This is a genomic window from Nitrobacter sp. JJSN (assembly GCF_051912485.1).
Taxonomy (GTDB): domain Bacteria; phylum Pseudomonadota; class Alphaproteobacteria; order Rhizobiales; family Xanthobacteraceae; genus Nitrobacter.
The window spans coordinates 2,367,813-2,380,663 of sequence record NZ_CP196822.1 but is presented as its reverse complement, the minus strand read 5'-3'; the positions used below and the strand labels follow the sequence as shown (position 1 = coordinate 2,380,663).

Annotated in this window: 11 protein-coding genes and 3 pseudogenes; 10 read left to right on the top strand and 4 right to left on the bottom strand. The window is 56.4% G+C overall.

The genetic code is table 11. The annotated features are described in order from the left end of the window. Nucleotides 1-2: 2 nt before the first annotated feature. Nucleotides 3-425: pseudogene (locus ACSZOQ_RS11845) on the bottom strand (IS3 family transposase); the annotation flags it as partial. Nucleotides 426-512: 87 nt separating this feature from the next. On the opposite strand from ACSZOQ_RS11845, the gene ACSZOQ_RS11840 reads away from it, so the two are divergent. Continuing rightward, on the top strand, nt 513-1,538 hold the full coding sequence (locus ACSZOQ_RS11840; RefSeq protein ID WP_439922717.1) for an IS110 family transposase: 1,026 nt from the start codon (nt 513-515) through the stop codon (nt 1,536-1,538). A 255-nt stretch (nt 1,539-1,793) separates the two neighbouring features. Here the strand turns inward: ACSZOQ_RS11840 and ACSZOQ_RS11835 are convergent. Next, nucleotides 1,794-2,075: pseudogene (locus tag ACSZOQ_RS11835) on the bottom strand (transposase); the annotation flags it as partial. A gap of 165 nt (nt 2,076-2,240) precedes the next feature. Here ACSZOQ_RS11835 and ACSZOQ_RS11830 point away from each other — a divergent pair. Beyond that, complete coding sequence (locus ACSZOQ_RS11830) at nt 2,241-2,543, top strand: hypothetical protein (protein ID WP_439922716.1); 303 nt, start codon at nt 2,241-2,243, stop codon at nt 2,541-2,543. Nucleotides 2,544-3,024: 481 nt separating this feature from the next. On the opposite strand, the gene ACSZOQ_RS11825 is transcribed toward ACSZOQ_RS11830, so the two are convergent. Continuing rightward, nucleotides 3,025-3,231 carry a hypothetical protein gene (locus ACSZOQ_RS11825; protein ID WP_439926162.1) on the bottom strand — a complete coding sequence of 69 codons (207 nt, stop codon included), beginning with the start codon at nt 3,229-3,231 and terminating at the stop codon, nt 3,025-3,027. On the opposite strand from ACSZOQ_RS11825, the gene ACSZOQ_RS11820 reads away from it, so the two are divergent. The 8 genes and pseudogenes from ACSZOQ_RS11820 (at nt 3,191) to ACSZOQ_RS11785 (ending at nt 11,474) form a co-directional block, all read left to right on the top strand. Continuing rightward, entirely contained in the window at nt 3,191-3,412 is a 222-nt protein-coding gene (locus ACSZOQ_RS11820; protein WP_439926028.1) for a hypothetical protein, read from the top strand. The genes ACSZOQ_RS11825 and ACSZOQ_RS11820 overlap by 41 nt on opposite strands. Nucleotides 3,413-3,671: 259 nt before the next feature. Next, nucleotides 3,672-3,854, top strand: coding sequence for a hypothetical protein (locus tag ACSZOQ_RS11815; RefSeq protein WP_439922715.1), 183 nt, complete (start codon nt 3,672-3,674; stop codon nt 3,852-3,854). A gap of 143 nt (nt 3,855-3,997) precedes the next feature. Further along, the gene (gene glnA / locus ACSZOQ_RS11810; RefSeq protein WP_439922714.1) at nt 3,998-5,428 is read left to right on the top strand and encodes a type I glutamate--ammonia ligase; all 1,431 of its coding nucleotides are present in this window, start codon (nt 3,998-4,000) and stop codon (nt 5,426-5,428) included. A gap of 144 nt (nt 5,429-5,572) precedes the next feature. After that, the gene (locus tag ACSZOQ_RS11805) at nt 5,573-6,226 is read left to right on the top strand and encodes a hypothetical protein (protein ID WP_439922713.1); all 654 of its coding nucleotides are present in this window, start codon (nt 5,573-5,575) and stop codon (nt 6,224-6,226) included. Between the two features lie 865 nt (nt 6,227-7,091). After that, a pseudogene (locus ACSZOQ_RS11800) lies at nt 7,092-7,277 on the top strand (transposase); the annotation flags it as partial. Between the two features lie 147 nt (nt 7,278-7,424). Beyond that, nucleotides 7,425-8,426, top strand: coding sequence for a UDP-N-acetylglucosamine 4,6-dehydratase (inverting) (gene pseB, locus ACSZOQ_RS11795; protein WP_439922712.1), 1,002 nt, complete (start codon nt 7,425-7,427; stop codon nt 8,424-8,426). Further along, nucleotides 8,423-9,580, top strand: coding sequence for a UDP-4-amino-4,6-dideoxy-N-acetyl-beta-L-altrosamine transaminase (pseC, locus tag ACSZOQ_RS11790; protein ID WP_439922711.1), 1,158 nt, complete (start codon nt 8,423-8,425; stop codon nt 9,578-9,580). Before pseB ends, pseC begins: the two co-directional genes overlap by 4 nt. 241 nt (nt 9,581-9,821) lie before the next feature. After that, nucleotides 9,822-11,474: a hypothetical protein gene (locus tag ACSZOQ_RS11785; protein ID WP_439922710.1), complete on the top strand. Its 1,653-nt coding sequence runs from the start codon at nt 9,822-9,824 to the stop codon at nt 11,472-11,474. Nucleotides 11,475-11,708: 234 nt separating this feature from the next. Here ACSZOQ_RS11785 and pseI read toward each other — a convergent pair whose 3' ends face one another. Next, the gene (gene pseI / locus ACSZOQ_RS11780; RefSeq protein WP_439926027.1) at nt 11,709-12,761 is read right to left on the bottom strand and encodes a pseudaminic acid synthase; all 1,053 of its coding nucleotides are present in this window, start codon (nt 12,759-12,761) and stop codon (nt 11,709-11,711) included. Nucleotides 12,762-12,851 lie beyond the last annotated feature (90 nt).

Below are 12,851 nucleotides of genomic sequence, written 5' to 3'. Positions count from 1 at the left end.
ACCAACATCCGGAACGCCTTGCCATCGTGGGTGCGGTCAGCAACGAAGTCATAGGACCAGACATGGTTGGGCCGCTCCGGCCGCAGACGGATGCACGAGCCGTCGTTGAGCCACAGACGCCCGCGTTTAGGCTGTTTTGCAGGGACCTTCAGCCCCTCACAGCGCCAGATCCGCTCAACACGCTTCTTGTTCACCCTCCAGCCGGCTCGGCGAAGCAACGCCGTAATCCGGCGATATCCGTAGCGGCCATATTGGCGGGCAAGCTCGATGATGTCGGCAGTCAAAGCCGCCTCGTCATCGGGTGTCGTGGGGATCTTGCGCTGCGTCGATCGGTGTTGACCTAATGCCCGGCACGCCCGTCTCTCGGAGATGCCAAGCTCGGCTCTTACATGATCGACGCACGCACGGCGTCGGGAGGGGCTTAGATGGGGTATTCGGGGGTTTCCCTCGCCAAGGCGTCCGTTGCGAGGCGAGATTGAAGCTCCAGATATTCAACATCGAAGGAGCCCGTCATGTCACTGTTTGCTGGCCTCGATATCTCCGTGAAGACGACCGCTATTTGCGTCCTGGACGCGAACGGGCGAGTCCTTCTCGAGACGATGGTTGATAGTGCACCAGAGGCAATAGCCGGTCGCTTGCACGAGTTCGGTCAGCCTTTCGAGCGGATCGGATTGGAAGCAGGACCATTATCCCAGTGGATCTATGCCGGTCTCGTCGACGTTGGCCTTGCGGCGATCTGTGTCGAGACCCGGCATATGCATGCAGCGCTCTCGGCACGCATCAACAAAACCGACCGGAACGACGCCCGCGGGATCGCCCAGATGATGCGGGTCGGGCTGTTCAAGGCAGTCCACGTCAAAACTCCCGCCAGCCAACATCGAAGACTTCTGCTGACCTCTCGCAAATTACTGCAGCGGAAGATTTATGACATCGAGAATGACCTGCGGGGCTCGCTGCGTAATTTCGGACTCAAGGTGGGTGTGGTTGGCAAAATCAAATTTGAGGACCGTATCCGTGAGCTCGTTGCAGATCATTCGTTCGTTGCTGCCATCGCCGCTTCGTTGTTAGAGGCACGAGCAGCTCTACGAGCTCAGTTTGCTAAACTTCACCGCATGCTGCTTGATCTGGTGCAGGTCGATCCGGTCTGTCGCCGCCTGATGTCCGCGCCAGGGGTCGGACCGATCGTCGCTCTCACGTTCCGAACGTGCGTCGACAATCCCGCGCGATTCTCAAGATCCAAGTGCGTGGGTGCTCACTACGGACTTACGCCGCGCATTTATCAGTCCGGCGAGATCTCCAGGACGGGTCGCATCTCCCGATCTGGGGATGTGATGCTTCGATCCAGCCTTTATGAAGCAGCTCTCGTCGTATTAACTGGCCCAGGTCGCTGGAACCCGCTCAAGGCCTGGGGCATTGCAGTGGCGCGCCGGCGCGGAATGCAAAAGGCGATGGTCGCAGTTGCACGCAAGCTCGCGGTCATACTTCACCGGATGTGGAGGGATGATACCGACTTCCGCTGGAGCGCAGCTACAACCTAATCACAGAGGAAAACGACAACCGATTCAACTTCCTCCATGCTGGAGGAGGCGTCCCGCGAGGACGACGGGATTGGGTGAGACCGAGGAAACTCGTGCGGCGCACTTACGACCGCGCGGCTTAGATGGCTCCGCCCGTTCCCTCTGATCCCATCATGAGGCTGCAAAATGCTGACCTCGGAGAGAAGCAAGAGCCTCGCAGGATGATCTCTGACATCGTGGACGTGCAAAAAGGAGCTTGCATCATGCGCCCCGAATAGAGAAGAAGTTTCCCTTTGCGGCCTCCGCCAAGATCAGCTTGTCCAGCGTCAGATCCGACACCGCTCGACGGAGCCGGGTGTTCTCGGTCTCCAGCTCCTTCAGCCGCTTCACCTGGTCGCCCTTCAAGCCACCAAACTCCTTGCGCCACCGGTAATACGTGAACTGCGTCACGCCGATCGCTCGGACTGCGTCTGCCACCTGACGACCCTGGGCCATCAGCACATCAACCTGCCGCAGCTTCGCAACGATCTCTTCAGCCGTATGCCTCTTCCTTGCCATCGATCTTATCCTCCATCCGAAAAACATACTTCAGGGAGGACCACTTCAAAGGGGGCAGATCACCGGGGCAGCACCAGCATGGCGCCAAAACCGATTATGCAGTAACATTCAACTCGGACCACCCGTGGTGCGCCGGCCATCAGTGGGCGAACCAAAGGCGGAATGATGACTAAGAAGAGCAGTGAACGCCCACGGTCCGAGCCTGAAATTATCCTGCCAGGTAATCAGCCCGATTCTGGCATCTGGGCCTCTAAGACGACACACGGAACTCACCGTATCTATGTCACAAGGCTTGGCCCATTCGGGATCAACCTTTTTGCTGCGGCAATAATCGGCGCAATTTTTATGCTAGCCGTCGTTCTTCTGCTTGGCTTCTTTTTGATCTGGATACTCTCTTTAATAGTGACATTGATCATCATTGCGGTCGTGATCCGTTTCGCGCGTCGAATTTTCACCGACAATAAGTAACCGCATAAGGTGGCTCTGCCTAGCGCATATCAAATCCGACGTCAGAATACTGGCAAGCCTTGCGGCAGATCGCGATCATCGACATCATACGCAAAAAATGCAGAAAGCATTTCAGGAAGCGTGCACGGTTGTGAGCATACAATCGGCGTACGGACGCATCATCGGGATAGTGCAGATAGTTTGTGGAAGTGAACGACGTCCAAATCGTCGAGACGCTTGACGACCTCGTCCAACATCGTGACGTGATAAGGTATCATGTCGCGAACCGCCGGATCGAGACGTATACGGCCCGAGAGCACGGGACCAACTCCGCGTCTGTACGGAATCGCCCTTGGCGAACAGCGCCACATCATGTCCGAGCCGTACCATCTCTTCGGTGAGATAGGAGACAATCCGCTCGGTTCCCTCGTAGAGCTTCGGAGGACACCTTTCCGCGAGCGGAGTCACCTGAGCGATCTTCATGGCGTCGCGTTTCCTGCTGCTAAATGGAGGATTGATAGAGCGAGGCGTAGGCCTTCGCTGAATTGGTCCAACTGAAGGCTTGCCCCATGGCCGCTCGCCGCATGCGATCGAGGCGGTCTTTCGCCCCGAACGTCGAGAAGCCCACCGCACCGGCTTCACCCTGGCAGAATGGCTTTGCCGAACGGCTGATCGGATCGATCCGGCGTGAGTGTGTGGACCACATCATTGTCCTGGGCGAGGTGCATTTGCGCCGGATACTCAAATTTTATGCCGACTATTACAACCGTGTCAGAATCCATCGATCCCTGAACAAGGATGCGCCGGTTTCTCGCGCGGTTCAGCGAACCGGTGTGATCAGGTCACGCGCCATCCTGGGCGGACTTCATCACCGCTACGCCCGTGTTTAAGTTTTCGGTACACACAGGTGCAGACCGACCAACGACTTCAGCTTTTGACTCGAGCAAAGGGATGGCGGCCCTCCCGTCGTGATGTCCGTCGTGGAATAGCTGCGGGGGCCCAGTTTTGGCAGCCCGTGACCCCGAACGGGCTCTTGCAAACGTCCCGCGTCAGGGTGCAAGCTGTCCGAGCTTGATAGGTGTTCACGTCTAGAGTTCTGGTGCCGGTTGGTGACAACGATCGCGCACGGAACAAGAGGAGGGTGGCGCCATGCGGGAAATCGAAATCCACGATTATGCGCGGCAATTGCTTGAGGCCCACGGCGCCCAGGCCATTGCGGAAGCCGCCAAGAACGCCGTTGCCCTCGAAATGAAGGGCGATGTTGAACTGGCCAAGACCTGGCGGCATATCGGAGATGCCATGAAGCTTATGCGCGGGCCGCATCAAAGCTGAAGGCGCTGGCTCTCAGGTAACGGGATTCGCGAGCGTCGTCGCAAAGGATAGGGTGTGGATCAAAGTCCGTCCCAAGCCGCTTGGCCGCGGCTGAGCGGCAATGGGATTTGCAAGGCACCGCTCATAGTAGCTGGAATGAAGCCATGGTTCCGAATTGTACCACAGCCGAAGATATCCTGAAGACGATCAAGGACGAGAAGGTCCAGATGATCGATCTGCGGTTCACCGATTTGCCGGGTGTCTGGCAGCATTTTTCCATCCCGCCGAGCGCGGTGAAGGCCGAGGCCCTCGATGAAGGCATCGGATTCGACGGCTCATCGATCCGCGGCTTTCAGGAGATTCAGGAAAGCGACATGCTGGTCGTTCCGGACCCACCGACGGCCTTCATCGACCCGTTCGCCCCGGCAACCACGCTGGTCCTGATTTGCAACATTAGGGATCCGGTGACTGGTCAGTCCTATAGCCGCGACGCGCGCTACATCGCCCAGAAAGCCGAGACCTATCTCAAGGGCAGCGGGTGCGCCGATACGAGCTATTTCGGCCCGGAGGCCGAGTTCTTCGTCTTCAACGACGTGCGCTACGGGCAGGGCATCAACTACGCCTTCCACGAAATCGATTCCAGCGAGGGTAGTTGGAACACCGGCAAGAAGGAAGCGCCGAATCTGGGCCACAAGCCGCGCCCGAAAGAGGGATACTTTCCGGTCCCCCCGACCGACAGCATGCAGGCACTCCGCACCGAGATGGTGCTGACGATGGAGTCGCTGGGGATCCAGATTGAAGCGCATCACCATGAGGTCGCGACCGGCGGCCAGAACGAGATCGACATGTGCTTTACCACGCTGACCCGCATGGCCGACCATCTGATGATCTACAAATATGTGGTCAAGAATACTGCCCGCCAGCACGGCATGACCGCGACGTTTATGCCCAAGCCGCTGTTCGAGGACAACGCCTCGGGAATGCACGTTCATCAAAGTCTATGGGAGGGCGACACCAACCTGTTTTACGGCAAAGCGGACTACGCCCAATTGAGCGAGCTGGGCCGCTACTACATCGGCGGACTGCTGACGCACGCGTGGGCGTTATGCGGACTTTGCGCGCCGACGACGAACTCCTATCGGCGTCTCGTGCCGGGCTACGAGGCTCCGATCAACCTAGTGTATTCCCAGCGCAACCGCTCGGCCTGCTGCCGAATTCCGATGTACTCGCCAAACCCGCGGGCAAAGCGCGTCGAGTTCCGTTCGCCGGATCCCTCGTGCAATCCCTATTTGGCCTTCGCCGCGATGCTGATGGCCGGCCTTGACGGCATTAGTAACCGCATCGATCCTGGCCAGCCGATCGACAAAAATCTTTATGACCTGCCGCCGGCCGAGGCGAAGGATGTGAAATCGACGCCCGGATCGCTGGACCAGGCGCTTGATGCGCTTGAACGCGATCACGCGTTCCTGCTGCGCGGCGATGTGTTCACTCGCGACGTGATCGAAACCTGGCTCGACTACAAGCGAAAAAGGGAGATCGATGCCATCCGGCTGCGGCCCCATCCGCACGAGTTTCATCTCTATTACGATATCTAGGGCGCGTACTCATCAATCGAGCTTGATTGGCGCGGCTTGATCGATGTCCGCTTTGCCCCGATCGCGACCAAATTCTGTATCGCACCGAAATGACGCGATGGGCCAGAAGTGGACATTGCTCGCGGTCAGAATAGGATTACCGAGATGAACAGAATTATGGATTTGTCGGCCAAGCCGTTTGGCGATCTCACATTGGACGAGGTGATCTACCTTCACGTCGCCGGTCGTCTGCATGAATTGACCGGCGACTTCCATGTGACTTCGTCGCTTGAACAAATCTTGACCTCAATGCGAAGCGCAAACAGTCGCGAAAACTCTAAGTTCTACGGTCCAGCAATGTGTGCTTTCGCAATTCTGGACCAACTCGGAACTTGTTATGACCGGAGATCATCGCATTTACCCAGCAAGACGACGAGCATCAAGCGGACACTTCAAAACTTCTGTGGCATCAGTGCTACAAGCGCAGAAGCTCAACATCTATATGCATTCCGAAATGGTCAGGTGCACGACGCTTCGTACGTTAATCGGGATAAAAAAGGAAATTGGTACTTGTTCCGACACGACGAGCAACTTAGCTCCGTCATTAAATTGCCGAAGGTTGCCTGGGACGGTGAAGCATCTACGTTGGGACCTGACACCACGACATTGGTCAGTCGGGAGAAGCCCGTCGAACTAGCATCCAACGCGGTGCGGGAGATACGCGATGTCTTCGAGACCAATATCGCTGATCTCCGTGTTCGCGTTTCGCAGCCCGAGTTGATGCATCAATATCTCCTCTGGGCGCCAAGGACGGAGTAGTGCCCTTTGATGGAGATCGCGTCGATCTTTGGTGCGTCCGTGGCATATCCGGTTCGGGTCAATCGCGTCACTTTGGCCGTCTGCGCGCTACTTCCGGTCTTCCCCTGTAAACAGACGTAGTCAGGGCCAGTGAGTATGTCTCAAAAGTGCCAACACACAAATGCTGAAAGGCTCGTACTGAGCAAATGTTGTCCGCTCTTTTCCTCAGAGCGGAGTGACCGCGCGGGAACGGCAGGGGCTGACAAAGCCAAGTGTCAAAGCTGGGCGGCGTGGAAGAGAGAGGCCCGAGCCTGTCCCTACCGCAAACCATATCCGGCTGGTAGTTGATTGAGAATCGGATGATCCAGTGCAGACTGATCTGGCGGATGTTCACGGATCTTTTCCGGTCGCGAGCTACGCTTGAAGCCGAGATTTTGGTATTGAGGCAACAAATCAATATGCTTCGGCGAGGGGCGCCTCGCAAGCCTGCTTTCAACCTAATTGACCGACTGATTTTCATTGGTCTTTACCGGTTGTTCCCTCAGACCTGTGGTGCGCTTGCGATCGTTAAGCCGGACACTGTTATAAGATGGCACCGCGCGGGCTTCCGATCGTATCGGCGCTGGAAATCGCGACGCCGCTGCGTGACCTGACCCGGCTTTTTTGGACCAAGCGATGTGAGGGAGTGAGCTTGGCAAAGGAGCTTTTCAGATGCCGAAGAAGCGGTTTAGCGCGGAGCAAATTGTCGTAGTGCTTCGCCAGATTGAAGTTTTGATGTCGCAGGCAAAACGCCAGCTGTGGCGTGCCGGGAGGCCGGGATATCGCAGCAGAGTTATTAGCTGGCGAAAGAATACGGCGGGCTCGAGCTTGATCAGGCGAAGCGGATGAAGGAAAGAGTTCACATAAGCTTCTGTCGGAATATCAATCGCTGAGAAAGAGGTCTTGGGGACAGCACCTGTGGTCCCGGGGATACTGGGTCGCCATAAGCGGCAACGTCACCGACGAGATCTGGCAAAAATGTATCGAAGATCAGAAGCCGGAAGAGCCGGATGACGACTTCAAGGTGGTTTGACCAATCGACCCGAAGGGTCGATCAATCCGGCTTCCAGCCGTAACTTGAAGCCACCGCCTTCAGGCGGTGGAGTGTTCACTCTGACTGTCCCGTCATTGACATCGCGCGGACTTCGGTTACGCCATTCCCAGGTAAAGAGAGGTCCAGGTGTTCAACGGCAAATCCGTATTTGTTTCCGGCGGTACGGGCTCTTTCGGACGCAAATTTGCGAATATACTGCTCGAGCGCTACGACTTGGCGCGCCTCGTTTTCTATTCACGCGATGAGCTCAAGCAATTCGAGATGCAGCAGGAAGTAAACGCGCCCTGCATTCGCTGGCTGATCGGCGATGTACGTGATGGCGCGCGTTTGATCGAAGCGACGCGTGGGATAGACTATCTCGTTCATGCTGCCGCTATGAAGCAGGTGACAGCATCTGAATATAATCCGATGGAATGTATCCGCACCAACATTCATGGCGCGGAGAACATTGTGGCAGCCGCGCTTGCCAACAACGTTGAGCAGGTGGTCGCGCTATCAAGCGATAAAGCGGCTAATCCGATCAACCTGTATGGCGCTACCAAGCTTGCATCGGATAAACTGTTCATTGCCGCCAACAATATGGCAGGCAAACGACGTACCGCCTTCTCGGTCGTGCGCTACGGTAACGTTGCCGGCTCGCGCGGATCGGTCGTCCCATTTTTCGAAAAACTGATAGCGCAAGGCGCGACGTCATTGCCGATTACCGACACCGCCATGACTCGTTTCTGGATCTCGTTGCAGGAAAGCGTCGACTTCGTTCTGAAGTGCTTCCAACGTATGCATGGCGGCGAAATCTTTGTACCGAAGTTGCCGTCGATCCGGATAGTCGACCTTGCAACGGCGATGGCGCCGCACCTGCCACAGAACTTGATTGGTATCCGGCCGGGCGAAAAGCTGCACGAGATATTGTGCCCTGCGGATAATAGCCATTTGACGCTTGAGTTCAGTGATCATTATGTAATGCGGCCGTCGATCAAGTTCCACGATCGCGGTTGTGATTATTTGGAGAACCGTCTCGGTGAGACTGGTGCTCCTGTAGCGCGGGGTTTCGAGTACAACTCCGGTACAAACCCCGTCCTGTACTCTGTGGAACAAATCCGGGAATTTTATGAACGGACCAAGACATGATTCCCTATGGTCGTCAGGACATCTCTAGCGCCGATGTCGAGGCGGTCGTCGAAGTCCTTCGGTCAGACTTCCTAACCCAAGGGCCGATGGTTCCTAGATTTGAGGAGACATTGGCGCAGGCAGTCGACGCGCCCGAAGCGGTAGCCTTTTCCTCAGCAACAGCGGCGCTGCACGTCGCTTGTCTTGCGCTCGGGCTCGGCCCAGCGGATCGACTCTGGACGGTGCCGAACACCTTTGTAGCCTCCGCCAACTGCGGTCTCTACTGCGGAGCGATCGTCGATTTCGTCGATATCAATGCTAAGACCCGAAACATGGATGTTGAGGCACTAGCCACCAAGCTCGAAGCGGCCGAGCGCGACGGCACCCTGCCGAAGGTTGTCGTTCCAGTGGACTTCGCCGGTACTTCCGCAGATCTTGCCTCTATCCGCCGGCTGGCGGACCGACACGGCTTCCGCATCCTTGAAGACGCGAGCCATGCCGTTGGCGGATACTACCAGAATCGGCCCGTCGGTTCGAGCGAACTCGCTGACGTTACCGTTTTTTCCTTCCATCCCGTCAAGATTGTGACGACCGGAGAAGGCGGTGCGGCGACCACGCGTTCTGCCGAGATCGCCCATCGCATGCGCCTGCTGCGCAACCATGGCATTGCGCGCGATCCCGCTGATATGATCGCCGTTTCCGAAGGCCCTTGGTACTACGAGCAGGTGATGCTCGGCTTTAACTACCGTATGACCGACATTCAGGCGGCGCTCGGCGTGAGGCAATTTGATCGCCTCGCCGAATTCGTCGCCCGGCGGCAGACGATCGCGGCGCGTTATCACGAAGGGCTTGCTGGTCTTCCCGTGATTCGCCAGTGCGTGCCGGAGGGCACTCTCTCTGCGTTGCATCTATATGTCATTGAACTGGATGAAACCGTACGACGTACTCGCGCCGAGGTTTTTGCGGCGATGCGTTCTTCAGGTATCGGCGTCAACGTCCATTACATCCCGGTCCATCTACAACCATGGTACCGGGCCTTGGGCTTCTCCCGAGGCGACTTTCCGGCTTCCGAAAAATATTACGACTTCGCGCTGACGTTGCCTATTCACCCAAACCTGAGCGCCGAACAGCAAGATTACGTTATGGAACGGTTATCCCACGTGCTCGAAACTTGAGGATTTAAAATTGTCGTGTTTTGAGATTTCGACCGGCGATCCAAAGTTCGGTCTCAGAGCAAGACAGGACACTTTTTCAGACCTTAAGTGCGAAGAAGTCATTCTTCAAAAACGCCGTTCATTGGGAGAACTGGGCCGACTGGACCTCAGATGGAGATCTGCTTATAGAACGTGATCTTTTCGGGGTTGGTTTGCGCGATCAAAAATTTGAAAAACAGATCGCAGGGATCTTCATGGCACCATGAATATTAGTGAGTTTCTGGAAGAAAATCGGCGTTTCTGGACATCCTCTACCCCGCCCAAGTCTGACGGCATCTTAATACTTGACCTTTTTCACAATGACAATGTGCACTTCCACCTGTTCGCAAATTGTGTAATTGCGAAGTGCATACAGCACATATGGGGAGGTGAAATCGTCGGGATTTTCGCCGATGACTTTGGTGATGTTCGAAGGACAGACGTTGAAGCGAACCAAGCGCTCGCTCGCTCGTTTGGCGTCAGTCGCTTTTACAATATTTCCGAATTTCGCAATCGTCGCCTGTCTGATCCGGTTTGGTCAGCCAATGCAGAGAGTGACCTTCGCAAGCGACTACAAGGCAAGTCGGGATCCTCGCTCAGGCAAGCAATTCGGTCACTGTCAGAACCGAAATCCCCACGATGCGGTCTTCTGATTTACAATGAATTTCTGAGACGATTTGGCTTCGGCACCATCGACAATCTGAGCGACGAACTCATCGCAGTTGCAAAGCTCGTGTTGGCCGACTACGAAGCTCTTCCCATGATGTTTGGAAAGTCCTCGATTCGAGCGAGTGTATTGGGACACATTTGCTATTCGGTATCGGGACAGCTGGCTGATTTTTCGGCCATGCATGGCGCACCAACATTCCTGGTAGAACAGTATATCCCAATTGCTGTTACGCGATATCGGGATCTAACCGACTTGTCGTCCGGTCTTCCCGGCGGCTGCAAAGAGATGCTGGAAAGGTACGCTTTCGATCAAGCTCTACTGGATGATCCCAGGCTTCACCTGTTCGACGGCGCTGTTGAAGGCACGCTGGCGCGGACGATCGACCCGCTATTGAACCGTGATGTTGTTGATCAGCTACCAGTTTCTCGCGAGGCCTTCCTTGAGAGCTGCGGTGTCAACCCCGAGAATCCTACGGTCTGCGTATTCGCGCATGCGTTTCAAGACGCCCCGCTGACGCGGCCAAAGCAACTCTCGGACGATTACTGGCAAGCTGTTGTCGACGTCGTTGATCTTGTGCGGCAACTGACACATCTCAACTTGATTATTAAGCCGCATCCGCTGAACGACAGCTATGATTGGAAGCGTTCGTGGGATACGCTGCGTAAATACTGCGCCGACATCAGAAATATCGGATTTGCAGATGGCGCCCTCAGCGCTGGTGAGGTCATGAAGCATTGCGAAGCTGGTCTCACGGTTCGTGGAACGGTTCTCTACGAAATGGCCGCGGCTGGACATAGAATGATCGCGACGGGGGAAGATAAGTTTTCTGGCCTTGGTATTATCGAGGAGGCATCCAGCATGGAAGCTCTGAGGAGCATTCTGTTAAATGTGTCGCGAAAGGCTTGGTCGATGCCGGAGGATCAGCGTCGGCGCGCAGTGGCTTATTCCTACTGCATACTCCAGGGATTTCGCAGTAAATCGATTTTAATTCCCGATAAACGTTGGGCTCCTGAAGAATATTTTCGCAGTGCGACGCTGGCGTTGTCGAATTTTAGATTGGAAGAAGATCCCCTCTTCATAAATCTAAAGTCGTTTCTCCAAGATGACCTGCCAATGCTGGTTTCGAAAGAGGCATTGCCCGTGGCGAGTTCGAAGCGGTTTGCAGCCAGGATTAATCTTTTCCGGACTTTGTTCAACCGACGTTAGGTGGGCTTCAGACAGGTCCCCGGTTGATGCGGATCAGGCTATAGGCGATCAGATTGAGCAGGAAGCTGGCGCAACGCGATTCGATGCCGCGATGCTTGGTCTTGCGTATGGTCCGTGCTGCTTGCCCCAATCGAAGATGCACTCGATCATCGCGCGGTGCGATTGCGATATGCTGTACCGCGGATGCCGCGCAGTTCGTTCATCGATGGCGCTGTTGCGGTTCTTGCGGGACCGTCACGCGATCACTGACCACTTTAGCGCTTCACCATAGGCGATGTCGCGCGCGGCGGTGCGGCCCATGACGTTGGGTAGATGCTTTGGCGGCAGGCCAAAGCCGGGCCGGATGACGCGGATATTCTCGCTCGTCAGAGGCTCCCCCGCCTTGATCGGCTTGACTGCGTAGATCGAACGGCGAAACCGCATGTTGGCCTTCTCGCTCTGGACGGGGCCATAGTCGACAGATCCGAGCGCCGACCATGCCGACTTGCAGTCGTCGACCAGCCGCTTGAACTCGTGCGGTTCGAGCGAAAACGCTGCGTCTGGACCGCCGTCGGCGCGCGAGATCGTAAAATGCTTCTCGATTATGGAGCCGCCCAGCACGATCGAAGCGACGCAGGCGGCAGAGCCCGGCGCATGATCGGAAAGGCCGGACACGGCGTTGAAGGCCTGGCCGAGATGCGCCACCGTGCGCACGTTCGCTTCCTCGATCGGAGCCGGGTAGGCACTGGTGCAGTGCAGCAGCGCGATGCCGCCGGCGCCGTTGCTGCGCGCTGTTTCGACCGCCTCATGAATCTCGCCGAGATTGGCCATCCCGGTCGAGATGATCATCGGTTTGCCCTGTTTGGCGACATATTTGATCAGCGGCAGGTCAATCACCTCGAACGATGCGATCTTGTAGGCGGGAGCATCGAGCCCTGCGAGCAGGTCGACGGCGGTCTCGTCAAAGGGACTAGAGAAGATCGTGATCCCAAGCTCACGCGCCTTCGCGAACATTTGCCCATGCCATTCATATGGTGTGTAAGCCTGCTGGTAGAGCTGGTGGAGCCTGTAGCCGTCCCACAGGCCGCCCTTGATCAAAAACTCCTCGCCATCGTGAGGAATGGTCATCGTGTCGGCCGTATAGGTCTGGATCTTGATCGCGTCAGCGCCGGCGGCGGCTGCTGCCTCGATCAACTCCAGCGCCTTCAAAAGCTTGCCGTTATGGTTCGCCGACAGTTCGGCAATAATGTAAGGAGGGTAGTCCGGGCCGATCTTGCGCCCCTCGATGATGAGTTCCGGACTCTGCATCACAATTTACGCTCCTGGGGCGAACTGTAAGACTCGGTTCCCAGCAACGCTGCCACTTAGCGGAAACTACCGCCTCGGCAGTTTACGAGG